Annotated in this window: 20 protein-coding genes; 11 read left to right on the top strand and 9 right to left on the bottom strand. The window is 61.6% G+C overall.

What is annotated here, in order from left to right; all coding sequences use genetic code 11:
- Positions 1-56: 56 nt before the first annotated feature.
- From rnhA to ACP7E3_RS04620, 4 genes are all read left to right on the top strand, one after another.
- Positions 57-509, top strand: coding sequence for a ribonuclease HI (gene rnhA / locus ACP7E3_RS04635; RefSeq protein ID WP_017846619.1), 453 nt, complete (start codon positions 57-59; stop codon positions 507-509).
- Between the two features lie 70 nt (positions 510-579).
- Positions 580-1,320, top strand: a complete 741-nt coding sequence (gene dnaQ / locus ACP7E3_RS04630) for a DNA polymerase III subunit epsilon (protein WP_164887049.1) — start codon at positions 580-582, stop codon at positions 1,318-1,320.
- Between the two features lie 141 nt (positions 1,321-1,461).
- On the top strand, positions 1,462-3,717 hold the full coding sequence (locus ACP7E3_RS04625) for an Orn/Lys/Arg decarboxylase N-terminal domain-containing protein (protein WP_046383130.1): 2,256 nt from the start codon (positions 1,462-1,464) through the stop codon (positions 3,715-3,717).
- Positions 3,718-3,737: 20 nt separating this feature from the next.
- Positions 3,738-4,307 carry a GNAT family N-acetyltransferase gene (locus ACP7E3_RS04620; RefSeq protein ID WP_102618072.1) on the top strand — a complete coding sequence of 190 codons (570 nt, stop codon included), beginning with the start codon at positions 3,738-3,740 and terminating at the stop codon, positions 4,305-4,307.
- 5 nt (positions 4,308-4,312) lie between these two features.
- Here the strand turns inward: ACP7E3_RS04620 and ACP7E3_RS04615 are convergent, their stop codons facing one another.
- Complete coding sequence (locus ACP7E3_RS04615; protein ID WP_017846615.1) at positions 4,313-5,206, bottom strand: LysR substrate-binding domain-containing protein; 894 nt, start codon at positions 5,204-5,206, stop codon at positions 4,313-4,315.
- A 151-nt stretch (positions 5,207-5,357) separates the two neighbouring features.
- Between ACP7E3_RS04615 and gspG the strand changes: the two genes are divergently transcribed.
- Both gspG and ACP7E3_RS04605 read left to right on the top strand, forming a co-directional pair.
- A complete protein-coding gene (gspG, locus tag ACP7E3_RS04610) occupies positions 5,358-5,804 on the top strand; it encodes a type II secretion system major pseudopilin GspG (RefSeq protein WP_046383132.1) in 447 nt (148 codons plus the stop codon).
- 103 nt (positions 5,805-5,907) lie between these two features.
- A complete protein-coding gene (locus ACP7E3_RS04605; RefSeq protein ID WP_017846613.1) occupies positions 5,908-6,252 on the top strand; it encodes a hypothetical protein in 345 nt (114 codons plus the stop codon).
- Positions 6,253-6,315: 63 nt separating this feature from the next.
- Here the strand turns inward: ACP7E3_RS04605 and ACP7E3_RS04600 are convergent, their stop codons facing one another.
- Positions 6,316-6,552, bottom strand: a complete 237-nt coding sequence (locus ACP7E3_RS04600) for a hypothetical protein (RefSeq protein ID WP_046383133.1) — start codon at positions 6,550-6,552, stop codon at positions 6,316-6,318.
- A 227-nt stretch (positions 6,553-6,779) separates the two neighbouring features.
- On the opposite strand from ACP7E3_RS04600, the gene ACP7E3_RS04595 reads away from it, so the two are divergent.
- Positions 6,780-7,337, top strand: coding sequence for an NADPH-dependent FMN reductase (locus ACP7E3_RS04595; protein ID WP_017846611.1), 558 nt, complete (start codon positions 6,780-6,782; stop codon positions 7,335-7,337).
- A 104-nt stretch (positions 7,338-7,441) separates the two neighbouring features.
- On the opposite strand, the gene poxB is transcribed toward ACP7E3_RS04595, so the two are convergent.
- Together poxB and ACP7E3_RS04585 are read right to left on the bottom strand one after the other, a co-directional pair.
- Positions 7,442-9,166, bottom strand: coding sequence for a ubiquinone-dependent pyruvate dehydrogenase (poxB, locus tag ACP7E3_RS04590; RefSeq protein ID WP_057005422.1), 1,725 nt, complete (start codon positions 9,164-9,166; stop codon positions 7,442-7,444).
- A 77-nt stretch (positions 9,167-9,243) separates the two neighbouring features.
- Positions 9,244-10,467: an NADH:flavin oxidoreductase/NADH oxidase family protein gene (locus ACP7E3_RS04585; protein WP_426122403.1), complete on the bottom strand. Its 1,224-nt coding sequence runs from the start codon at positions 10,465-10,467 to the stop codon at positions 9,244-9,246.
- Between the two features lie 69 nt (positions 10,468-10,536).
- Between ACP7E3_RS04585 and ACP7E3_RS04580 the strand changes: the two genes are divergently transcribed.
- Positions 10,537-10,941, top strand: a complete 405-nt coding sequence (locus ACP7E3_RS04580) for a MerR family transcriptional regulator (RefSeq protein ID WP_057005451.1) — start codon at positions 10,537-10,539, stop codon at positions 10,939-10,941.
- 40 nt (positions 10,942-10,981) lie between these two features.
- Here the strand turns inward: ACP7E3_RS04580 and ACP7E3_RS04575 are convergent, their stop codons facing one another.
- Together ACP7E3_RS04575 and ACP7E3_RS04570 are read right to left on the bottom strand one after the other, a co-directional pair.
- The gene (locus ACP7E3_RS04575) at positions 10,982-11,476 is read right to left on the bottom strand and encodes a DUF934 domain-containing protein (RefSeq protein ID WP_017846607.1); all 495 of its coding nucleotides are present in this window, start codon (positions 11,474-11,476) and stop codon (positions 10,982-10,984) included.
- Positions 11,460-13,118, bottom strand: a complete 1,659-nt coding sequence (locus ACP7E3_RS04570; protein WP_046383137.1) for a nitrite/sulfite reductase — start codon at positions 13,116-13,118, stop codon at positions 11,460-11,462. The genes ACP7E3_RS04575 and ACP7E3_RS04570 overlap by 17 nt, the downstream gene beginning before the upstream one ends.
- A 422-nt stretch (positions 13,119-13,540) precedes the next feature.
- Here ACP7E3_RS04570 and ACP7E3_RS04565 point away from each other — a divergent pair, with 422 nt between their 5' ends.
- The gene (locus ACP7E3_RS04565; protein ID WP_057005420.1) at positions 13,541-14,608 is read left to right on the top strand and encodes an ABC transporter substrate-binding protein; all 1,068 of its coding nucleotides are present in this window, start codon (positions 13,541-13,543) and stop codon (positions 14,606-14,608) included.
- Here the strand turns inward: ACP7E3_RS04565 and ACP7E3_RS04560 are convergent.
- Both ACP7E3_RS04560 and metH read right to left on the bottom strand, forming a co-directional pair.
- Positions 14,605-14,823: a DUF2970 domain-containing protein gene (locus tag ACP7E3_RS04560; protein WP_017846603.1), complete on the bottom strand. Its 219-nt coding sequence runs from the start codon at positions 14,821-14,823 to the stop codon at positions 14,605-14,607. The genes ACP7E3_RS04565 and ACP7E3_RS04560 overlap by 4 nt on opposite strands.
- A gap of 51 nt (positions 14,824-14,874) precedes the next feature.
- A complete protein-coding gene (gene metH, locus ACP7E3_RS04555; protein WP_017846602.1) occupies positions 14,875-18,585 on the bottom strand; it encodes a methionine synthase in 3,711 nt (1,236 codons plus the stop codon).
- A gap of 164 nt (positions 18,586-18,749) precedes the next feature.
- Here metH and ACP7E3_RS04550 point away from each other — a divergent pair, with 164 nt between their 5' ends.
- Both ACP7E3_RS04550 and nfuA read left to right on the top strand, forming a co-directional pair.
- Positions 18,750-21,044, top strand: coding sequence for a fatty acid cis/trans isomerase (locus ACP7E3_RS04550; protein WP_108526423.1), 2,295 nt, complete (start codon positions 18,750-18,752; stop codon positions 21,042-21,044).
- A 94-nt stretch (positions 21,045-21,138) separates the two neighbouring features.
- Positions 21,139-21,723: a Fe-S biogenesis protein NfuA gene (nfuA, locus tag ACP7E3_RS04545; RefSeq protein ID WP_003190728.1), complete on the top strand. Its 585-nt coding sequence runs from the start codon at positions 21,139-21,141 to the stop codon at positions 21,721-21,723.
- A 250-nt stretch (positions 21,724-21,973) separates the two neighbouring features.
- On the opposite strand, the gene cobM is transcribed toward nfuA, so the two are convergent.
- Positions 21,974-22,720: a precorrin-4 C(11)-methyltransferase gene (gene cobM, locus ACP7E3_RS04540; protein WP_108526425.1), complete on the bottom strand. Its 747-nt coding sequence runs from the start codon at positions 22,718-22,720 to the stop codon at positions 21,974-21,976.
- Positions 22,721-22,773 lie beyond the last annotated feature (53 nt).

The raw sequence follows: 22,773 nt of genomic DNA, 5'->3' as shown, positions 1-22,773 counted from the left end.
CGGCCTCGGGATACTGCCGGCCTAAGCCCGGCAACCCGTTTTGATGGATGTAACCGATGACCGATAGCGTTGAACTCTTCACCGATGGCGCCTGTAAAGGCAACCCTGGCCCCGGCGGCTGGGGCGCCTTGCTGGTGTGCAAGGGCGTGGAGAAGGAACTGTGGGGCGGCGAAGCCAACACCACCAACAACCGCATGGAGCTGATGGGCGCCATTCGCGGCCTCGAAGAGCTCAAGCGGCGTTGCGACGTGCTGCTGGTGACCGACTCGCAATATGTGATGAAGGGTATCAACGAGTGGATGGTCAACTGGAAGAAGCGCGGCTGGAAGACGGCGGCCAAAGAGCCGGTCAAGAACGCCGACCTGTGGCAACTGCTCGATGAGCAATGCAACCGCCATAACATCACCTGGAAATGGGTGCGCGGGCACATCGGCCACCATGGCAACGAGCGTGCCGACCAGTTGGCCAACCGTGGCGTCGACGAAGTGCGGGGCTACAAGCAGGGCTGATGCCGGCTGACGTGTTAAGATTGCGCCCCTTGAAATACACCACACCGTTGAGAGCTGAACCCTGATGGCCATCCGATCTGTTGTACTCGATACCGAAACCACCGGCATGCCGGTGACCGATGGTCACCGGATCATTGAAATCGGCTGTGTCGAACTCATGGGCCGTCGCCTCACCGGTCGTCACTTCCACGTCTACCTGCAACCGGACCGCGAAAGTGACGAGGGCGCGATCGGCGTCCACGGTATCACCGACGAATTCCTCAAAGGCAAGCCGCGCTTCGCGGAAGTCGCCGACGAGTTCTTCGAGTTCATCAACGGCGCGCAGTTGATCATCCATAACGCGGCGTTCGACGTCGGCTTCATCAATAACGAATTTGCCCTGATGGGGCAGACGGATCGCGCGGATATTTCCCGGCACTGCTCGATCCTCGACACCCTGATGATGGCCCGTGAGCGTCACCCGGGCCAGCGCAACAGCCTGGATGCCTTGTGCAAACGCTATGGCGTCGACAACTCCGGCCGTGAGCTGCACGGCGCGTTGCTCGACTCCGAGATCCTGGCCGACGTTTACCTGACCATGACCGGCGGGCAGACCAGCCTGTCCCTGGCCGGCAATGCCTCCGACGGTGCCGGTTCGGCGGAAGGTTCGGGCAATCGCCCTTCGGAAATTCGTCGCCTGCCGGCGGATCGCAAACCGACGCCGATCATCCGCGCCAGCGCGCAGGACCTCGCCGAGCATGCGGCGCGGCTTGAAGCGATTGCCAAGTCGGCGGGCGCGCCGGCGTTGTGGACCCAACTGACCCAGCAATAATCTGGCTGAGCGCAATCCAACAATGTGGGAGGGAGCAAGCTCCCTCCCACATTGGTAAGTCGCTGCTTTCAAAATCTTCATTCGCTACATCCGCTCACAGCTTCTACCCTGAGTGCATCATCCTCAGGACTCAAAGCCCCCATGTACAAAGACCTGAAGTTCCCCATCCTTATCGTGCATCGCGACATCAAGGCCGACACCGTTGCCGGCGACCGGGTTCGGGGTATCGCTCAAGAGTTGGAACAAGAGGGCTTCAGTATCTTTTCTGCGGTGGACTACGCCGAAGGCCGGCTGGTGGCCTCGACCCACCATGGCCTGGCCTGCATGCTGATCGCCGCCGAAGGTGCTGGGGAAAACACCCACCTGCTGCAAAACATGGTCGAACTGATCCGCCTGGCGCGACTGAGGGCGCCCAACCTGCCGATTTTCGCCCTGGGTGAACAAGTCACCCTGGAAAACGCCCCGGCTGATGCGATGAGCGAACTCAACCAACTGCGCGGCATTCTTTACCTGTTCGAAGACACCGTGCCGTTTCTCGCCAGGCAAGTCGCCCGAGCCGCGCGCACGTACCTCGATGGCCTGCTGCCGCCCTTCTTCAAAGCCCTGGTGCAACACACCGCCGACTCCAATTATTCCTGGCACACCCCCGGTCACGGTGGCGGCGTGGCCTATCGCAAAAGCCCGGTGGGGCAGGCGTTTCATCAGTTCTTCGGGGAAAACACGCTGCGCTCCGACCTGTCCGTGTCTGTGCCGGAGCTGGGCTCGCTGCTCGATCACACCGGGCCGCTGGCCGAAGCCGAAGCGCGTGCTGCGCGGAATTTCGGTGCCGATCACACCTTCTTTGTGATCAATGGCACCTCGACCGCCAACAAGATCGTCTGGCACTCGATGGTCGCTCGAGATGATCTGGTGCTGGTCGACCGCAACTGCCACAAATCGGTGTTGCACTCGATCATCATGACCGGCGCGATCCCGCTGTATTTGTGCCCGGAGCGCAACGAGCTAGGCATTATCGGCCCGATTCCCCTCAGTGAATTCAGCCCTGCGTCGATCCGCGCCAAGATCGAGGCCAGCCCATTGACCCGCGGGCGGCCGGCGAAAGTGAAGCTGGCGGTGGTCACCAACTCCACCTACGACGGCCTGTGCTACAACGCCGAGCTGATCAAGCAGCAATTGGGCAACAGTGTCGAGGTGCTGCACTTCGACGAGGCCTGGTACGCCTACGCGGCGTTCCACGAGTTCTTTGCCGGGCGCTATGGCATGGGCACGTCGCGCACGCCGGACAGCCCGCTGGTGTTCACCACGCATTCCACGCACAAGTTGCTGGCGGCATTCAGCCAGGCCTCGATGATCCATGTGCAGGACGGCGGCGCGCGGCAGTTGGACCGCGATCGGTTCAACGAAGCGTTCATGATGCATATCTCCACCTCGCCGCAATACAGCATCATCGCCTCGCTGGACGTGGCGTCGGCGATGATGGAAGGCCCGGCGGGGCGCTCGCTGCTGCAGGAAATGTTCGACGAAGCCTTGAGCTTCCGCCGTGCCCTGGCCAACCTGCGCCAGCACATCGCCGCCGAAGACTGGTGGTTTTCCATCTGGCAGCCGCCGTCCGTGGCCGGCATCGACCGGGTCGCCACGGCGGATTGGCTGTTGCAGCCCGAGGATGACTGGCATGGCTTTGGCGACGTGGCCGAAGATTACGTGCTGCTGGACCCCATCAAAGTCACGTTGGTGATGCCCGGGCTCACTGCCGGCGGCGCGTTGAGCGACTGCGGAATTCCCGCTGCGGTGGTCAGCAAATTCCTCTGGGAGCGTGGCCTGGTGGTGGAAAAAACCGGCCTGTATTCGTTCCTCGTGCTGTTTTCCATGGGCATCACCAAGGGCAAATGGAGTACCTTGCTCACCGAATTACTGGAATTCAAACGCAACTACGACGCCAATGTCAGCCTTGCCAGTTGCCTGCCTTCGGTATTTGCCCAGGGCCCGGTGCGTTATCAAGGCCTGGGGCTGCGCGATCTGTGCGACCAATTACATAGCTGTTACCGTAGCAACGCCACCGCCAAACACCTCAAGCGGATGTACACCGTGTTGCCCGACATCGCGATGAAACCGGCCGACGCCTATGACCAATTGGTCAGGGGCGACGTCGAGGCGGTGTCCATCGATGCCTTGGCTGGGCGCATCGCCGCGGTGATGCTGGTGCCTTATCCGCCGGGCATTCCGTTGATCATGCCGGGTGAGCGCTTTACCGAGTCAACGCGTTCGATCATCGACTACCTGGCCTTTGCCCGCACGTTCGATAGCAGTTTTCCCGGCTTTGTCGCGGATGTTCATGGGTTGCAACACGAAGACGACGGCAGTGGTCGTTGTTACACCGTCGATTGCATCAAGGGATAAGGATGTTTATGCAAGCTGTAATGAACCCGAAGTATCCAGGGCTCAGTGTGCGGGTCGCCGACGAGGGCTTCGACGCCTACGTGTGGGGCAATGATTTCAGTTTTGAGGTCAGCGCCTATGGCGTGCCGGAGCTGGGCAAGCGGGTCGAACAGTGGCTCGTGGAGCGCATCCTGCCGTACCGCAAGTGCTACGGCATCGACCCGGAGGAGTTCGCCAGCTTTCGCGACGCGCCCGACAGCGCGATCTTCATGGCCTTTCTGGACGACAGACCGGTCGGGCATGTCGTGGTCAGTACCAATTGGAATGGCTTCGCGCACGTCGATGAGCTGGCCGTGGCGTTGCCCGCGCGCCGTCACGGCGTGGCCAAGGCGCTGCTGGACGTGGCGCAGTTCTGGAGTCGCAAGAAAAACCTGCCGGGCATGATGTTGGAGACCCAGAACAACAACCTCGGCGCCTGCCGCCTGTATGAGCGTTGTGGGTATGTGGTGGGCGGGATCGACCACCTGCGCTATCGCGGGATCGACCCGCAAACCCGTGAGGTGGCGATTTTCTGGTATCGCTTGTTCAAGGCGGAAGTCGAGGCGGTCTGACGCGTTCAGCTCGCGAGCAGGCCTTCGGCTTTCTGCGTGACAATCTCGAGCAGTGCATTCAGTGCCGGTGAGGTCACGCCCTCCCTGAGGGTCAGCGCATACAGGCTGACCATGATCGGCGGCGATACCGGGCACGCGTCCAGCCCGGCCTCCCGGGCGCCGAACGCGGTGAACGGATCGACGATCGCCAGGCCTTCGCCGGCCTCCACCATGCTGCGCATCATCTGGTAAGTCTGCACCCGCGTCTGCACCACCGGCAGCGGGCGCAGGGCTTGCAGTTTGGCGTCGAGCAGGCGACTGAGCGGGTCCTGGCCCTCCAGCCCGATCATCGACTGCCCGGCCAGGTCCTGCAGGGCGATGTACTTCTGCTTGGGTTTGAGCCAGCCATGGGGCGCGAGCAGTTGCAGTTTGCCCTGGGCCAATACGCTGCTTTGGATTTGCGGATGTTCTGGGTCATGCAGGCTCAGGCCCACGTCGGCCTCGTGCAGCAATAGGCTCCTGACGATCTCGCGGGTCGGCTGGCTCGACAGGTTGCACGGCGTGTCCTGGAAGCGTCGGCGCAGCACGGCGATGCTTTGCGGCAGCAGTTGATTGGCCAGGGGCGGCGTACACAGGGCACGCAGGGTTGGCGCGTGATGGTGCTTCAGGCGGCTGGCCAAGCGTTGTACCGGCTCCAGCGCTTCATACACATGGGCGATTTGCGCCTGTAACTCCAGGGTTTCCCGTGTTGGCTGCAGGCGTCCGCGCACGCTGGCGAACAACATAAAGCCCAATTGCTGCTCGGCGTCCTTGAGCGTCGCGTCCACATCGCCCACAGAAAGCTGCAACCATTCGGCGGCCGTGCCGAGGTGTCCGGTCTGCAAGATGGCCTGAATCACTTCGATATGACGTAAACGCATGGCCGGAGTCTAGGGTCAGCAGGGCCGGGATTCAATGGCCTGGAAAAAAACAGCGGGAGCGTTGATTCGCATCGACTTACGTTAGCCTTGCGCAACTGCAACAAGCAGGGCATATAACGAGCGTATCAACCGAGCGACAAGGGAGCTCAGAATGTCTGCACCAGTCATAGTCGGCAACCGGCACACCCACGGCGGCTTTACGCGGTGGGCGGTGCTGGTGGTACTCGTCGTCATCGGCGTGTTGGCCCTGGCATTGTGGCCGCGGCTGTTTGGCGAGATGACCCTGACGGAAATCGCTACGGCCAAGGCCCAGGTCGCCGAGCTGGGCAAGGCCGTCGAGCACTTCCATCAAGACACTGGCCGCTATCCGACCGATGAGGAAGGCCTGGAGGGGTTGATCAAGCCGCCTGCCGCCGACGCGAATTGGAAAGGCCCCTATGTCAACGAGGAGCTGCTGACCGATCCGTGGGGTGTTGCTTATCAGTATCACTTTCCGCCGAGCCAACCCCAGGTTCCGTTCGACCTGTTCTCCTTCGGCAAGGATCGGACGTTGGGCGGTGTCGGGGATAACAAGGATATTACCTACGGCGACAACTGATTCATCTGGCATTACCCATCGACCTGTTTAGAATGGTTGGTCTGATCATCAACGACCAATGCCGGTTACCCGGTACTTACAACAAAAACAGGTCTGGTCTCAAATGCCGATGCCCGCGAACTTCTTCGGGGTAACGGCCAGGCAACTGCTGGTCCTGGTGACCGTGGGAGGCGTGGCCGCTTATCTCTTGAGCAATCCCGACGACACTACGTCCGAAAACCTCGCACTCGATGCGTTCATCCGTTCCCAGGAACAGGTGGGCGCGCAGGTGGGTGCGGTGTTGGGCATCACGCTGGTCAGGCAGGTGGTGGCGTATCCCGCGTATGGTACGCCGGGCTACAAGCGCTTGATGTATGACGTCGAGGGCGAGAAGGGGCGACTGATGGTCACGCTCAAACAGGTTGAGGGAGACCCGGGGATTGAAGTGACGGAGGTTCGCCGCCCGTGATCGCCCGGCCCAGTCAATGCCGTCAATGGCCAGGACTGAGCAGGTACGCTCGGGGGCTCAAGCTTATTGCGCGCGGACGGTTTCCGATTCGCGGACGATAATGGTCCCGGACTGAATCAATTTGAATTCATCGCCTTCCAGTTTTTCTACACGGTCGCCAATGGCCAGCTTGTAGGTTGTGGTGGGCGCCGAGCCAGCCAGGCCGTCTAGCGGCGGGGTGGATTCCTGGAACTCATGCACCGAATACACGCGTCCTTCTGCGTCTCTGGCATGGAACTGTCCGACAAGTACTGCTGCCATCTGTTTAGAACCTCTGGAGATAAACACTCGATTTGCGGTTCTGTAGACCGTCATGGAGCGGGGTAGTTTACCTATGGAAAAAAAATACTATTCGTTGATGTTTTCAGACGCTTCCTACGCGGGTGGTCGCGAGGCAGACGCCGGGGGAATTATCAAAACCTTCTGGTGAACGCGTCGCGAAGGCTCTATAACTACAAGCTCCTTTAGTCAGACGTCGGGAAACCTCAATGAGCAAGGTCTACACGATTGCCGTCCTGGTGGGCAGCTTGAGAAAAGAGTCGATCAACCGCAAGGTCGCCCTGGCATTGGCCGAACTGGCCCCCGCCAACCTCACATTGAACATTGTCGAAATTGGCGATTTGCCGCTCTACAACGAGGACATCGACGGGGCATCACCGCCCGCAGCCTACAGTACTTTCCGTCAACAAGTGCGTTCATCCGACGCAGTGCTGTTCGTGACCCCCGAATACAACCGCTCCGTGCCCGCCCCGCTGAAGAATGCCATCGATGTGGGCTCGCGCCCTTACGGGCAAAGCGCCTGGAGCGGCAAGCCGGGGGCGATTATCAGTGTGTCGCCGGGGGCTGTCGGCGGCTTTGGCGCCAACCACCATCTGCGCCAGTCCCTGGTGTTCCTCGACGTGCCGTGCATGCAGCAGCCGGAAGCCTACCTGGGCGGCGCGGGCAGTGTGTTCGACGAGGCGGGCAAGCTGTCGGAGAAAACCAAGCCGTTCCTGCAGGCGTTTATCGATGCCTACGGCAAGTGGGTAGAAAAACAGCACGGCTGATCGCCGATGTGGAAACGGGCTGGCTCGCGATGGCGATGTATCAGTTGAAGATGCATGCACTGAAGCCGCGCAATCGCGAGCAAGCCCGTCAGCCTGTGTTCACGTCAGCGTAACCAGTTGGTGCGCGCCAGCTCGATCACTTCATCCCCGCGCCCGCTCATCACTGCCTTGAGCATGTACAGACTGAAACCCTTGGCCTGTTCCAGCTTGATACTGGGTGGCATCACCAGCTCCTGGGTCGCCGTCACCACGTCCACCAGCACCGGGCCGTCATGGGCCAGGGCGCGGCGCAGGGCCGGTTCGAGGTCTTCGGATTGCTCCACGCGAATGCCCAGGATGCCCATGGCGTTGGACATGGCGGCGAAGTCCGGGTTTTTCAGCTCGGTGCCGGCCTCAAGGTAGCCGGCGGCTTTCATTTCCATGGCGACAAAACCGAGTGATGCGTTATCGAACACGATGACTTTCACCGGCAGTTTCAGCTGCGCCAACGAAATGAAATCCCCCATCAACATGGTAAAACCGCCGTCGCCGGACATTGAGATCACCTGTCGCCCGGGGAAAGCCGCCTGGGCACCGATGGCCTGGGGCAGGGCGTTGGCCATCGAGCCGTGGTTGAACGAGCCGATCAGGCGCCGTTTGCCGTTCATTTTCAGGTAGCGCGCCGCCCACACGGTGGGCGAGCCGACGTCGGCGGTGAAGATCGCATCGTCGTCGGCCAGTTCGCTGAGCAGGCGCGCCACGTATTGCGGGTGAATCGGCCGGTTGGCCTTCGACGCTTGCGCCAGGTCATCGAGGCCCTGGCGGGCTTTCTCGTAGTGTTTCAAGGACGTTTCGAGGAAGCTGCGGTCGGCCTTGCGGGTCAGGCGCGGTAGCAGTGCATCGATCGTCTCGCTCACGTCAGCGGCGATGCCCAGGTCCAGGGTGGCGCGCCGGCCCAGTGCCTGGGGGTTGCGATCGATCTGGATGATCTTCGCGTCGGTGGGGTAGAACTGGCGGTACGGAAAATCGGTGCCGAGCATGATCAGCGTGTCGCAATTGAGCATGGCGTGGTAACCGGAGCTGAAACCGATCAGGCCGGTCATGCCCACGTCGAACGGGTTGTCCCATTCCACGTGCTCTTTGCCGCGCAAGGCGTGTACCACCGGCGCGCCCAAGGCATCGGCCAGGGCCACCACTTGGGCATGGGCGCCAGCGCATCCGCTGCCGCACAGCAAGGTGACTTTCTGGCTGCTGTCGAGGATTTCGCTGAGGCGTTGCAGGTCCTGTTCCGCCGGCAGGGTGCGCGGCGCATGCAGGGCCGGCCAGGGTTTGAGCGTGTCTTCCACTTCCAGCAGCGACACATCCCCGGGGATCACCACCACCGCCACGCCGCGGTTGAGGATTGCTGCGCGCATGGCGCGATGCAGCACTTGGGGCATCTGCTCGGGGTTGGTCACCAGTTCGATGAAGTGGCTGCACTCTTTGAACAGTTCCTGGGGGTGGGTTTCCTGGAAGTAGTTCAAGCCGATTTCGGAAGACGGGATTTGTGCGGCGATGGCCAACACCGGTACATGGTTGCGATGGCAGTCGAACAGGCCGTTGATCAAATGCAGATTCCCCGGCCCGCAACTGCCGGCGCACACCGCCAACTCGCCGGTGGCGGCGGCTTCGGCACCGGCGGCGAACGCGGCGACCTCTTCGTGGCGCACATGCATCCACTCGATGCTGTCCATGGTGCGCAGTGCGTCGGTGAGGCCATTGAGGCTGTCGCCGGTCAGGCCCCAGATGCGCTTGATGCCTGCCTGTTCAAGGGTGGTCGCCAATTGCTGGGCCAGGTTGATTTTCGCCATGAAGAACTCCAATCGTCAGTGAGGTTAAAAGTGGCTGATCAATAGAGGACAGTTCGATCACGGCGAATGCTCCGTGCTTAATGTGAAGATTGCGTCATGGTTGCGCGGTATTGGCGAGTGCGCCGGGCGATAAACCATTGATCGCGGACCAGTGCCATGCACGGCGCAACCTTGGGATTGGGGCGATGGCCTCGGCTCAGGCAACGCATCTGGTGACGCACCACGGCGAGGGCGGCGAGGGGCTTGCGCTGCCAACTGATCGCTGTGAGTTGCGGGTTGGGGTCGCGACCTTCGCGCCAGTGTTTGATCAGTTGCGGTTCCAGGGTCAGGGCGGTGGCGATACCGGCCATGGCGATGCCGCTGTCGAGGACTTGCTGCACCACCGGCAGGCGGCGAATGCCACCGGTGACCATCACCGGCATGTTTGCGAGGGTCGCCAGTTCGCGGGCCATTTCCAGGAAATACGCTTCGCGGGCCAGGGTCCGCCCGTCCCGGGCTTCGCCCTGCATGGCCGGTGCTTCGTAGCTGCCGCCGGACAGCTCCAGCAGGTCGATGGGCAGGGCATTGAGCAGCTCAATCACGGCACGCGCATCGTCCGCGTCGAAGCCGCCGCGCTGGAAGTCTGCCGAGTTGAGTTTCACCCCCACGCAAAACGAGGGGCTGACACTGGCGCGAACGGCCTTGATCACTTCAATCAGCAAGCGTGCGCGGTTCGGCAGCGAGCCGCCCCAGTGATCGGTGCGCCGGTTGCTCAAGGGCGAGAGAAACTGGCTGAGCAAGTAGCCATGCGCTGCGTGGATCTGCACGCCTGTAAACCCGGCTTTCTCGGCCAGGCGCGCGCTGGTGGCAAAGCGCGTGATCACGTTCTGGATCTCGTCTTCGGACATAGCCCTGGGCTTGGCGAACATCTTCGAAAAAATACCCAGGTCGAGGGCCACGGCGGACGGCGCCAAGGCTTGCTGGCGCAGGTTGGCCGGCGTCTGGCGCCCCGGATGATTGAGCTGCACCCAGAAGTGCCCGCCGTTGTTGCGTCCGACGGCCGCCCATTCGCGAAAGCTGTCCAGTGACCGCTCGTCCTCCAGCGCAACGCCGCCGGGGCCGGTCATGGCGCGGCGGTCGATCATCACGTTACCGGTCAGCAGCAAGCCGGGCTCGCCATCCGCCCAGGCCTGGTACAACTGCTTCAATTCACGGGACGGCGCTTGTTGGGCGTCGGCCATGTTTTCCTCCATCGCAGCCTTGGCGATACGGTTGACAAGGACTTGGCCGTTGGGCAGTTGCAAGGGTTCGAAAGGTGACATGGTTGACTCCTGAAGGGGGAGGCCTCAGGCTAAGCTTAAAGTTAACTTTAATGTCAAGCGGGCATGGCGATGAATATTGGTGAACTGGCGAAACAGAGCGGGCTGGCGGCGTCGCGTATTCGGTTTTATGAGGCCGAAGGGTTGATCAGCCAGGTGGGCAGGCAGGCCAACGGCTATCGGCGTTATGCCCCCGAGGCCCTGCAAACCCTGCAACTGATCCAGAGCGCGCAACAGGCCGGGTTTACCTTGCAGGAACTCAAGGCGCTGATGCCGGCGCCGGGCGAGCACAAGCGCGAGGCGCTGATTGAGGCGTTGGAGCGTAAGGTGCAGCAGATCGAAGGGATGCAGGCGCAACTGGCGCACAGCAAGGCGCAGTTGCTGGGCGTGATCGCGGCGGTGCGCGCGCAGCCGGAGGGGGTGCCGTGTTCCATGGAGCAGAAGCAGGTGCTGGCGTCGATCAAAATCGATGTATAAAAAAGCCCTGGCATGCCAGGGCTTTTCACGATGCTAACGCTTAACGGCGACGGAACAGCGGCAGCGGCTCGTCCGTTGCAGCCTGGTACGTCACGGAAAAGTCCTTGAGGCTTTCCAGCGCTTCATACGGGTCTTTGTCGGGGCGCAAGGCGAAGGCATCGAACCCGCAGCGGTGCAGGTAGAACAGTTGGTCGCGCAGCACGTCGCCAATCGCGCGCAATTCGCCTTTGTAACCGTAGCGGTCACGCAGCAGGCGCGCATTGGAGTAGTTGCGCCCGTCGGTGAAGGCCGGGAAGTTCAGGGCGATGACCTGGAAGTGAGCCACGTCGTCACCGATCTCTTCGGCTTCTTCATCGGCGTCCAGCCACACGCCCAGGCCGCCGTCACGGGCCTTGAGCGCATGACCGTGCTCGCGCCACAGCGCCAGCGGCACAATCAGGTCGTCGCAGTTGGAGATGCCGTCGAAGGTCGCGTCCTTGGGCAGCAGGTGCCAGGTTTCGTCGACGACTTCGTTGTTCTTAATGATTCGCTGCATAGACGCGCTCCTTGAACAGGTCAATGCCGATGCGCTGGTAGGTGTCGATGAAACGCTCATCTTCGGTGCGCTGCTCGATGTACACATCGATCAGTTTGCCGATCACCTCGGGCATGGCTTCCTGGGCGAAGGATGGGCCGAGGATCTTGCCCAGGCTCGCATCGCGGCTGGCGCTGCCACCCAGGGACACTTGGTAGAATTCTTCGCCTTTCTTGTCCACGCCCAGGATGCCGATGTGGCCGACGTGGTGGTGACCACAGGCGTTCATGCAACCGGAAATGTTCAGGTCCAGCTCGCCGATGTCGAACAGGTAGTCCAGGTCGTCGAAACGGCGCTGGATCGATTCGGCAATCGGGATCGACTTGGCGTTGGCCAGGGAGCAGAAGTCGCCGCCCGGGCAGCAGATGATGTCGGTCAGCAGGCCGATGTTCGGCGTGGCGAAACCCCCTTCGCGCAGTTCGCCCCACAGGGTGAACAGTTGGCTCTGCTCAACGTCCGCGAGAATGATGTTCTGCTCGTGGGAGGTGCGCAGTTGACCGAAGCTGTAGCGCTCGGCCAGGTCGGCCACGGCGTCCAGCTGCTTGTCGGTGATATCGCCGGGGGCGACGCCGGTAGGCTTGAGCGACAGGGTCACGGCGACATAGCCCGGCTTTTTGTGCGCCAGGGTGTTGCGCACACGCCAGCGGGCGAAACCTGGGTGCTGCTGGTCGAGCGCGGCGAGTTCGGCGTCCTGATTGCCCAGGGCTTTGTACTCGGGGTCGACGAAGTGTTTGGCCACGCGGTGGACTTCGGCGTCGGTCAGGGTGGTCTGGCCGCCACGCAGGTGTTCCATCTCGGCGTCGACTTTCTGCGCGAACACCTCAGGGGTCAGCGCCTTGACCAGGATCTTGATCCGCGCCTTGTATTTGTTGTCGCGACGGCCATAGCGGTTGTAGACCCGCAGGATCGCGTCGAGGTAGCTCAGCAGGTCCTGCCACGGCAGGAACTCGTTGATAAACGCGCCAACCACCGGGGTACGCCCCAGGCCGCCGCCTACCAGTACACGGAAGCCCAACTCGCCGGCGGCGTTGTAGACCGGCTCCAGGCCGATGTCGTGTACTTCGATCGCCGCACGGTCCGATGTCGAGCCATTGATGGCGATCTTGAACTTGCGCGGCAGGTAAGCGAATTCTGGGTGGAACGTGGTCCATTGGCGGACGATTTCACACCAGGGGCGCGGGTCGATCAGTTCGTCGGCGGCAACCCCGGCGAATTGGTCGGTGGTCACGTTGCGCAGGCAGTTACCGCTGGTCTGAATGGCGTGCATCTGCACGGTGGCCAGCTCAGCCAGGATGTCCGGCACGTCTTCCAGCGCCGGCCAGTTGAACTGCACGTTCTGGCGGGTACTGATGTGGGCGTAGCCCTTGTCGAAGTCGCGGGCAATCTTGGCCATCATGCGCGTCTGGCGCGAAGTCAGTTGGCCATAGGGCACGGCCACCCGCAGCATCGGCGCAAAGCGCTGAACATAAAGGCCATTTTGCAGGCGCAGAGGGCGGAACTCTTCTTCGCTCAGTTCACCTGCTAGGTAGCGTCGGGTCTGATCACGGAACTGCTTGACGCGGTCCTCGATGATGCGCTGATCGTATTCGTCGTATACGTACATATAGGTCCTGTTCTCGGCAAATCTGCGCGCACGGCCGCGCACTCCCAACGGAGCCGGGGCACGATACCAGTTTGCGTTTATGCGCAAAAGTGATGTTTGAATATATGCAAAGAACCAAATCGACTAATGGGAACGATTGTCGGTATACACGCATTTGTCATGCGGGCAATCATCGACTTTACTGTGGGCGAGTCTGAATGCAATCACCTATAAAACCGACAAGAGGCGATGCGATGAGCCATCCGACAAAAGCCCGTAAACCCGACAGTACCGTGGATGCCTGGGCCATTCTATTTCTGATCATTCTCGTGGTAGGGACGGCGGTGTTCTGGGTCGGCCACCAGTAAACAGCGTTGACTGAGCCTCGAATGACTGTCCGATTGCCAGTATCATGGCGGTCAATGTTCAAGGCTTGAATAACCATGGTGAAGGTTCTGTTTACGTGTGTGTGGTTGCTGGGGCCAGCATTTTGTGGCGTGGCCCAGGCAGCGTCGGTGGTGTTTCTCAACCCGGGCATGTCGACGGAAACCTTTTGGGTCAGTTACGCGCAATTCATGCAGGCCGCGGCCAAGGACCTCGGCCTGGATTTGCGCGTGCGCTATGGCGAGCGCGATCTTCACACCACATTGGTCCAGGCCCGGGAGGAACTGCAAGGCCGCGAGCGGCCGGATTATCTGGTGCTGGTCAATGAGCAGTATGTCGCCCCGCAGATTCTGCGCATGGCCCAGGGCAGTGGGGTCAAATTACTGGTGGTGAACAGCGCGCTGACCGCCGACCAGGTGCAGTTGTTGGGCGCCCGCACGGGCATCGATCTGATCGGCAGCCTGGTCGCCGACGACGAAGAGGCCGGCTACCTGATGCTCAAGGACATGTTGCGCCAGCACGGCCGTGTTGCGCCCGGCGAATCCCTCGACCTGCTGGCCTTCTCCGGCATCAAGACCACTCCCGTTGCCCTGTTGCGAGAGCAGGGCATGCGCCGGGCGCTGGCCGAACACCCCGAGGTGCGCCTGCGTCAGTTGGTTTATGGCGAGTGGAGCCGTGAGCGCGCCTTCGAGCAAGCGACGCAGCTGTTCAAGCGTTACCCGCACACGGCGCTGGTGTGGTCGGCCAACGATCAGATGGCACTGGGTGCCATGCAGGCGTTTCGGGACAGCGGGCGCGTGCCTGGCAAGGACGCGCTGTTCAGTGCGGTCAACAGTTCGCCGGAGATCTTGCAGGCGCGTCTGAACGGGCAGTTGTCGTCCCTGGTCGCCGGGCATTTCACCGTGGGCGGGTGGGCGATGGTGCTGATCAATGATGATGCCAAGGGCGTGGACATCGGCGCTCACGGCGGGCGCGACCGCCAGGAGGCGCTATTCCAACTGATCGATTCCGCCCAGGCGCGGCGCTTGCTGGGGCCCATGCCGACGGTAAATTTCCGCGCACTGTCCGCTCTGGGCAAGCCTGCGTCCTATGGTTACCCCTTCAGCATGCGTCTGTTGCTGCACTAGACCCCGGCCAGCAGCAACACCAGCTTGACGATGCCGAACAGCGTCAAGGCAAACACCACTGTGAACAGAATGCCCAGGACCACAAAGTGGCTGGGCTTGCCATGGGTAAAGTCGCGGGCGCGGTTCTTGCCGCTCTGCACGCCAAAGGCGGCGGCGACGACGCTGTGCAGCATCTGCCACAGGGTAGGCGGTTTGTTGTTGGCTGGATCGTCCATACGTGCCTCGACACAAGATGTGTGAGGCAAGCATAGACAATCTGCGCGTGCTTAGTTGTCGTAACCCAGGTTCGGTGCCAACCAGCGCTCGGTCACGGCCAGGTCCTGGCCTTTGCGTGCGGTGTAGCTCGCCACCTGGTCTTTGTCGACCTTGCCCACGGCGAAGTATTGCGCCTGCGGGTGGGCGAAGTACCAGCCGCTGACCGCAGCCGCCGGGAACATCGCGTAGTGCTCGGTGAGGAACACGCCGCTGCGGCCGGCATGCATCTCGCGGGCCTCGGGGTCCAGCAGTTGGAACAGGGTGCCTTTCTCGGTGTGGTCGGGGCACGCCGGGTAGCCGGGGGCAGGGCGGATGCCGCTGTACTGTTCCTTGATCAGCGCGTCATTGTCCAGTTGCTCGTCCTTGGCATAACCCCAGTAGTCTTTGCGCACCTGTTGGTGCAGCCATTCGGCGCAGGCTTCGGCCAGGCGGTCGGCCAGGGCCTTGACCATGATCGAGTTGTAGTCGTCGCCCGCGTCCTGGTAAGCCTTGGCCACCTCCTCGGCGCCGATGCCCGCGGTGGTGATAAACCCTCCCACGTAGTCGGTGATGCCGCTGTCTTTGGGCGCGACGAAGTCGGCCAGGGAGAAGTTCGGCTTGCCGTCGGTCTTGATGATCTGCTGGCGCAGGTGGTGCAAGGTTGCCAGGGGCTGCCCGTCGTCGCCGTAGACTTCCAGGTCGTCATCGTTCACCTGGTTGGCCGGCCAGAAACCAAATACCGCGCGAGCGCTGATCAGCTTCTCGTCGATCAGCTTGGCGAGCATTTCCTGGGCGTCGGCATACAGCGCCGTGGCGGCTTCACCCACCACTTCATCGGTGAGGATGCGCGGGAACTTGCCGGCCAGGTCCCAGGAGATGAAGAACGGAGTCCAGTCGATGTATTCGGCGAGCACCTTGAGGTCGATGTTGTCCAGCACCTTGGCGCCGGTAAAGGTCGGCGTGACCGGCGTGTAAGTGCTCCAGTCGAACTGCGGCTTCTTGGCGATCGCCGCCGGGTAGCTCAGGCGTTCGGTGCGTGCGCTGCGGTTCGAGGTGCGCTCGCGCACTTCGATGTATTCCAGGCGGGTCTTCTCGACGAAACCGGCTTTCAATTCCTTGGACAGCAACTGCGTGGCCACGCCCACCGCGCGCGAGGCGTCGGTCACGTAGATCACTGCATCATTGCTGTACTTGGGTTCGATCTTCACCGCCGTGTGCGCCTTGGAGGTGGTGGCGCCACCGATCATCAGCGGCAGGTGGAAGTCCTGGCGCTGCATTTCGCGGGCGACGTGGACCATCTCATCGAGGGACGGGGTGATCAGGCCGGACAGCCCGATGATGTCGCACTTCTGTTCCTTGGCCACCTGCAGGATCTTCTCCGCCGGCACCATCACGCCCAGGTCGACGATGTCATAGCCGTTGCATCCCAGCACCACGCCGACGATGTTCTTGCCGATGTCATGCACGTCGCCTTTCACCGTGGCCATGAGGATCTTGCCCTTGGCTTCCGGCTTGTCGCCTTTTTCCAGTTCGATGAACGGGATCAAGTGGGCCACGGCTTGTTTCATCACCCGCGCCGATTTCACCACCTGTGGCAGGAACATTTTGCCCGCGCCAAACAGGTCGCCGACGATGTTCATGCCGGACATCAGCGGGCCTTCGATCACTTCGATCGGGCGCGCGAACGACTGCCGGGACTCTTCGGTGTCTTCGACGATGTGCGTGGTGATGCCCTTGACCAGCGCGTGTTCCAGGCGCTTGTTGACCGGCCAGCCGCGCCATTCCTCGGTTTCGGCTTCCTTGACGCTGCCGTCGCCCTTGTACTTGTCGGCGATGGCGAGCAGGGCGTCGGTGCCGTCCGGGGTGCGGTTGAGCACCACGTCTTCCACCGCGTCGCGCAGTTCGGCGGGGATCTGGTCGTAGATCTCCAGCTGGCCGGCGTTGACGATGCCCATGGTCAGGCCGTTGCGGATCGCATACAGCAGGAACACCGAGTGGATCGCCTCGCGCACCGGGTTGTTGCCACGGAACGAGAACGACACGTTGGACACGCCGCCGGACGTCAGCGCATACGGCAGCTCGTCGCGGATGTAGGCGCAGGCGTTGATGAAGTCGACGGCGTAGTTGTTGTGCTCTTCGATACCGGTGGCGACCGCGAAGATGTTCGGGTCGAAGATGATGTCTTCCGGCGGGAAGCCGACTTCATTGACCAGGATGTCGTAGGAGCGTTTGCAGATCTCTTTCTTGCGCGCTTCGGTGTCGGCCTGGCCGGCTTCGTCGAAGGCCATCACCACCACGGCGGCGCCGTAGCGTTTGCACAGCTTGGCGTGATGGATGAACTGCTCGACGCCTTCCTTCATGCTGATGGAGTTGACGATGCCCTTGCCCTGGATGCACTTGAGGCCGGCTTCGATCACTTCCCACTTGGAGGAGTCGATCATGATCGGCACGCGGGAGATGTCCGGCTCGCCGGCAATCAGATTGAGGAAGGTCACCATGGCCTTCTTCGAATCGAGCATGCCTTCGTCCATGTTGATGTCGATCACCTGGGCGCCGGCTTCCACCTGCTGCAGGGCGACTTCGAGGGCTTCGGTGTAGTTGTCTTCGCGGATCAGCCGGGCGAAACGGGCGGAGCCGGTGATGTTGGTACGTTCGCCGACGTTGACGAACAACGACTGGCGATCAATGGTGAACGGCTCCAGGCCCGACAGGCGGCAGGCCTTGGGGATGTCCGGGATCTGGCGCGGCGCGTAACCGGCCACGGCCTTGGCGATGGCTTCGATATGCCCCGGCGTGGTGCCGCAGCAGCCACCGACGATGTTCAGGAAGCCGCTCTGGGCGAATTCCTCGATGACTTTGGCGGTTTGCGCCGGCAATTCGTCGTATTCGCCGAATTCGTTGGGCAGGCCGGCGTTAGGGTGCGCGGACACATAAGTGTTGGCCTTGTTCGACAGCTCTTCGAGGTACGGACGCAACTCGCTGGCGCCCAGGGCGCAGTTGAGGCCCACGGAAATCGGCTTGGCGTGGCTGACCGAGTTCCAGAACGCTTCGGTGGTCTGGCCCGACAGGGTACGGCCGGAGGCGTCGGTGATGGTGCCGGAGATCATGATCGGCAATTCGAAGCCCAGCTCTTCGAATACACCCTGCACGGCAAAGATCGCGGCCTTGGCGTTGAGGGTGTCGAAAATGGTTTCGATGAGGATCAGGTCTGCGCCGCCTTCGATCAGGCCCTTGGTGGCCTCGGTGTAGTTCTCCACCAGTTCATCGAAGGTCACGTTGCGGTAGCCGGGGTTGTTCACATCCGGCGACAGCGAGCAGGTACGGCTGGTCGGGCCGAGCACGCCGGCGACGAAGCGTGGCTTGTCCGGCGTCTCCAGGGTCTTGGCGTCGGCCACCTTGCGCGCGACGCGGGCACCTTCTACGTTCAACTCGTAGGCGAGCGACTCCATGCCGTAATCGGCCTGGGACACTTGGGTGGCGTTGAAGGTGTTGGTTTCGAGGATGTCGGCGCCGGCATCCAGGTACGCCTTCTCGATGGAGGCGATGACGTCCGGACGGCTGAGCAGCAACAGGTCGTTGTTACCCTTGACGTCGCTCGGCCAGTCGGCAAACCGTTTGCCGCGGTAGTCCTGTTCTTCCAGCTTATAGCTCTGGATCATCGTGCCCATACCGCCGTCGAGGATCAGGATGCGTTCCTTGAGGGCTTGGTGAAGGGCTTGCAGACGAGCGCTACGATCGGACATGGGACTACTCTGTTCAGGCATTACGGAGGGCGTGGATCATAGCAAACCTGTGTGGATTTGGAGCATGTGCAGGTTTTGCATGAATATCGTTCATGTTGGTGCGCGTGTTAGATCGGTAGAATCCGCGGGATTTTCCATTTTGGCTTCATATCGGGACCAGGCTCATGCCGTATCGCATCATCATCAGCTTCGTTCTGTTGCTGATTGGCAGCACTACACAGGCCCAAGATCCCGCTCCGGCGCTTTCCTACACCCGTGATATCCAACCGATCTTCACTGAGAAGTGCGTGGCGTGCCATGCCTGCTACGACTCGGCCTGCCAGTTGAACCTGGGCAGTGGCGAGGGCGCGGCGCGGGGGGCGACCAAGGTGCTGGTCTACGATGGTGATCGCAGTCAGGCGACCAAGCCGACGCGTCTGTTCTACGACGCGTTCGGCAAGGCTGCCTGGCGGCACGAAGGCTTCACTTCCGTGCTCGACGCCCAAGGCAGCCAGGCTGCGTTGATGGCGCGCATGCTCGAACTGGGCCACAGCCGCGCGCCGTTGCAGCCCAACGGCAAGCTGCCGGACGACATCGTGCTGGGCCTGAACCGCGAGAACATGTGCCCGCGGCCAGAGGAGTTCGACACTTACGCCGACGTGCACCCCAATGAAGGCATGCCGCTGGCCGTGACCGGCTTGAGCGACCAGCAGTACCAGACCCTGCGACGCTGGCTGGCCTCCGGTGCGCCGATTGACCAGCAGGGCGTGGCGCCAAGTGCCCAGGAAGCCGCGCAAGTGCTGCAGTGGGAAAACCTGCTCAACGCCCCCGGCGCCCGCGAAAGCCTGGTCGCCCGCTGGCTGTTTGAACACCTGTTTATCGCACATCTGTATTTCGAAGGCGGTGAGCCGGGGCATTTCTTCCAGTGGGTCCGCTCGCGCACCCCCAGTGGGCAGCCGATCGACCTGATCAATACCCGTCGCCCCAACGACGATCCCGGTACCCGGATCTACTACCGGCTGTGGCCGATACAAGGGGTGATCGTCCATAAGACCCACATCACGTACCCGCTCAGCGCGGCGAAAATGGAACGGGTCAAAGCCTTGTTCTACAGCGGCGACTGGCAGGTCAGCGCCTTGCCAGGCTACGGTCCGGGCCGTCGTGCCAACCCGTTCGAGACGTTCGAGGCGATTCCGGCCCAGGCGCGCTACCAGTTCATGCTCGATAATGCCGAGTACTTTGTCCGCACCTTCATCCGCGGCCCGGTGTGCCGGGGCCAGATCGCCACGGACGTGATCCGCGACAACTTCTGGGCGCTGTTCCAGGCCCCCGAACACGACCTGTACATCACCGATCCGCTCTATCGCGGCCGTGCCACGCCGTTGCTGGCAATGCCCGGGCAGAACGACGACGTGGGCAGCGTGCTCAGCCTGTGGCTCAAGTACCGTGACAAGCGCAACGAGTACGAAGCGCTGCGTCGCTACCGCTATGGCGAGTTGCCGGCGCCCGGTTGGTCGACGCTGTGGGCCGGCAACGACAATGCGTTGTTGAGCATCTTCCGTCACTTCGACAGCGCGTCGGTCAATAAAGGCCTGATCGGTGAAGTCCCGCAGACGATGTGGTTGTTCGATTATCCGTTGCTGGAGCGCACCTACTACCAATTGGTGGTCAACTTCGACGTGTTCGGCAACGTCTCCCATCAGGCCCAGACCCGCTTGTACTTCGACCTGATCCGCAATGGCGCCGAACAGAACTTCCTGCGCCTGATGCCGGCCAATTCGCGGGACGATTTCCTCGACGATTGGTATCAGAACGGCGGCAAGGTCAAGTTGTGGATGGACTATGAGTCGATCGACGACGATAAACCCACCGGCCTGAAACTGAATGAAAAAGACCCGAAGCGCGATTTCGTCAACCAGTTGCTGGCGCGTTATGGCGACCTCAATGCCAGCCCAGACCCGATCAATCGCTGTGTCGGCGCCTACTGCTCGCGGCCGGGCCTCGAACCGGTGCTGCGCGATGCCGAGCAGGCCCTGAGTCGCCTGACGTCACGCCCGGCGGCGGGGCTCAAGGTCATCGACCAATTGCCGGAAGCGACCATGCTGCGCATCGAAACCCGCACCGGTCATCGCGAGGTCTACAGCCTGCTGCGTAACCGTGCCCACAGTAATGTCGCGTTCATGCTGGGTGAGGCTTCTCGCTATCAACCGGGCCTGGACACGTTGACGGTCTACCCCGGCGTGCTGAGCAGTTATCCGAACTTCATGTTCAATATCCCGGCCGAGCAAGTGCCGGCGTTCGTCGCGGCCATGGAAAGTGCCCGCGACGCCCAGCACTTCGAGAAGATCGTCGATCGTTGGGGTGTGCGTCGCAGTCATCCGCAGTTCTGGGAGTACTTCCACGATCTGTCGACCTACATCCGCGAAACCACGCCGTTGGAAGAGGGTGTGCTGGATATGAACCGCTATGAAAACCTCTGACGGCGATGGCGAGGCTTTTCCGACAAAATTACTGGGGCTTTGTATCTGCGTAATATTTTGGCGTAAACTGCCAGCAAGCCTGTGAGGAGTTTCCATGACTGCCATAACCATTACCGACGCCGCCCACGATTACCTGGCTGACCTGCTGTCCAAGCAGAACACCCCGGGTATCGGCATCCGCGTCTTTATCACCCAGCCTGGCACCCAGTACGCCGAGACGTGCATCGCCTACTGCAAGCCGGGCGAAGAGAAGCCGGAAGACACCGCGCTGGGGCTGAAAAGCTTCACCGCGTATATCGATGCCTTCAGCGAAGCGTTCCTCGACGACGCGGTGGTCGACTACGCCACTGACCGCATGGGCGGCCAATTGACCATCAAGGCGCCGAACGCCAAGGTGCCGAACGTCAATGCCGACAGCCCGGTCAACGAGCGCATCAATTACTACCTGCAAACCGAGATCAACCCTGGGCTGGCCAGCCACGGTGGGCAGGTCAGCTTGATCGATGTGGTGGATGACGGTATCGCCGTATTGAAGTTCGGCGGCGGCTGCCAGGGCTGCGGCCAGGCGGATGTGACCCTGCGTGAAGGCATCGAGCGTACCTTGCTGGAGCGCATTCCGGAGCTCAAGGGCGTCCGCGATGTGACTGACCATACGCAGAAAGAAAACGCCTACTACTGAGTCAGGTGTTCGCTGCGAGCAAAAAAACGGCGCCCCGTGAGCGCCGTTTTTTATGCTTAAAATTCAACTGCTTACGCGACCTACCTAACGCTGAAAATTAAGTGTGGGAGGGAGCTTGCTCCCGATAGCGGTGTATCTGTCGATTGATAAGTCGACTGACCCGCCGCTATCGGGAGCAAGCTCCCTCCCACATTTTTTTGTGTTTGTTTAGTTAAATCAGTGTTTTATGTTTGTTTTTTGATGTTTTTGATTAGGGGCGGTACAGGTGTGCATGCCCGGCCCGATACAGCGACGACGCGCTGAAACTGTCACTGGCCAGCACCCGACCCACCACAATCAGCGCCGTGCGCCTGAAGCCTTTGGCCGCGACTTTTTCGGCAATGTCCGCCAAGGTGCCGACAGCCCAATCCTGATCCGGCCAGGTCGCGCGGTGTACCACGGCAATCGGGCAATCCGAGCCATAGTGCGGCAGCAGTTCGGCGACGATCTTCTCCAGGTGATTGACCCCCAGATGAATCGCCATGGTCGTGCCGTGGCGGGCCAGGCTGTCGAAGTCTTCACCGGCGGGCATGCGGGTTTTATCGGCGTAGCGGGTGAGGATCACGCTCTGGGCGATGTCCGGCAGGGTCAGTTCAGTCTCCAGCAGCGCCGCGCAGGCGGCCACGGCGGTGACGCCGGGAATGATCTGGAACGCAATGCCCAACTCGCGCAACAGGCGGATCTGTTCGCCAATTGCGCCGTACAGGCTTGGATCGCCGGAGTGGACCCGCGCCACATCCTGGCCCTTGGCATCGGCGGCCTTGATCAGCTCGATGATCTGTTCCAGGTGCAGTTCGGCGCTGTTGACCACTTGTTCGGCCTGATGCCCCTCCAGTACCGCCGCCGGCACCAGCGACCCTGCATAGATGATCACCGGGCAACTGCGGATCAGCCGCTGGCCTTTGACGGTGATCAATTCCGGGTCGCCGGGGCCGGCGCCGATGAAGTAGACGGTCATGGAGAAATCCTGTGAAAAAACGCGCGAGCATGAGGAACGCTCATGATCGGAAG

This window comes from Pseudomonas sp. PSPC2-3 (assembly GCF_049898265.1).
In the GTDB taxonomy this organism is placed as follows: domain Bacteria; phylum Pseudomonadota; class Gammaproteobacteria; order Pseudomonadales; family Pseudomonadaceae; genus Aquipseudomonas; species Aquipseudomonas veronii.
Note: the sequence above shows the minus strand (reverse complement) of the source record. Positions and strands in the feature narration are given on the sequence as shown.

Excerpts from the sequence above, each read along its gene's own strand:
- ACP7E3_RS04620 (WP_102618072.1), top strand. The coding sequence starts at position 3,738 with ATGAACCCGAAGTATCCAGGGCTCAGTGTGCGGGTCGCCGACGAGGGC.
- gspG (WP_046383132.1), top strand. The coding sequence starts at position 5,358 with ATGTCTGCACCAGTCATAGTCGGCAACCGGCACACCCACGGCGGCTTT.
- ACP7E3_RS04595 (WP_017846611.1), top strand. The coding sequence starts at position 6,780 with ATGAGCAAGGTCTACACGATTGCCGTCCTGGTGGGCAGCTTGAGAAAA.
- ACP7E3_RS04615 (WP_017846615.1), bottom strand. The coding sequence starts at position 5,206 with ATGCGTTTACGTCATATCGAAGTGATTCAGGCCATCTTGCAGACCGGA.
- nfuA (WP_003190728.1), top strand. The coding sequence starts at position 21,139 with ATGACTGCCATAACCATTACCGACGCCGCCCACGATTACCTGGCTGAC.
- ACP7E3_RS04600 (WP_046383133.1), bottom strand. The coding sequence starts at position 6,552 with ATGGCAGCAGTACTTGTCGGACAGTTCCATGCCAGAGACGCAGAAGGA.
- ACP7E3_RS04605 (WP_017846613.1), top strand. The coding sequence starts at position 5,908 with ATGCCGATGCCCGCGAACTTCTTCGGGGTAACGGCCAGGCAACTGCTG.
- ACP7E3_RS04550 (WP_108526423.1), top strand. The coding sequence starts at position 18,750 with ATGCCGTATCGCATCATCATCAGCTTCGTTCTGTTGCTGATTGGCAGC.
- ACP7E3_RS04565 (WP_057005420.1), top strand. The coding sequence starts at position 13,541 with ATGGTGAAGGTTCTGTTTACGTGTGTGTGGTTGCTGGGGCCAGCATTT.
- cobM (WP_108526425.1), bottom strand. The coding sequence starts at position 22,720 with ATGACCGTCTACTTCATCGGCGCCGGCCCCGGCGACCCGGAATTGATC.
- rnhA (WP_017846619.1), top strand. The coding sequence starts at position 57 with ATGACCGATAGCGTTGAACTCTTCACCGATGGCGCCTGTAAAGGCAAC.
- ACP7E3_RS04570 (WP_046383137.1), bottom strand. The coding sequence starts at position 13,118 with ATGTACGTATACGACGAATACGATCAGCGCATCATCGAGGACCGCGTC.
- metH (WP_017846602.1), bottom strand. The coding sequence starts at position 18,585 with ATGTCCGATCGTAGCGCTCGTCTGCAAGCCCTTCACCAAGCCCTCAAG.
- poxB (WP_057005422.1), bottom strand. The coding sequence starts at position 9,166 with ATGGCGAAAATCAACCTGGCCCAGCAATTGGCGACCACCCTTGAACAG.
- ACP7E3_RS04575 (WP_017846607.1), bottom strand. The coding sequence starts at position 11,476 with ATGCAGCGAATCATTAAGAACAACGAAGTCGTCGACGAAACCTGGCAC.
- ACP7E3_RS04585 (WP_426122403.1), bottom strand. The coding sequence starts at position 10,467 with ATGTCACCTTTCGAACCCTTGCAACTGCCCAACGGCCAAGTCCTTGTC.
- ACP7E3_RS04560 (WP_017846603.1), bottom strand. The coding sequence starts at position 14,823 with ATGGACGATCCAGCCAACAACAAACCGCCTACCCTGTGGCAGATGCTG.
- ACP7E3_RS04580 (WP_057005451.1), top strand. The coding sequence starts at position 10,537 with ATGAATATTGGTGAACTGGCGAAACAGAGCGGGCTGGCGGCGTCGCGT.
- ACP7E3_RS04625 (WP_046383130.1), top strand. The coding sequence starts at position 1,462 with ATGTACAAAGACCTGAAGTTCCCCATCCTTATCGTGCATCGCGACATC.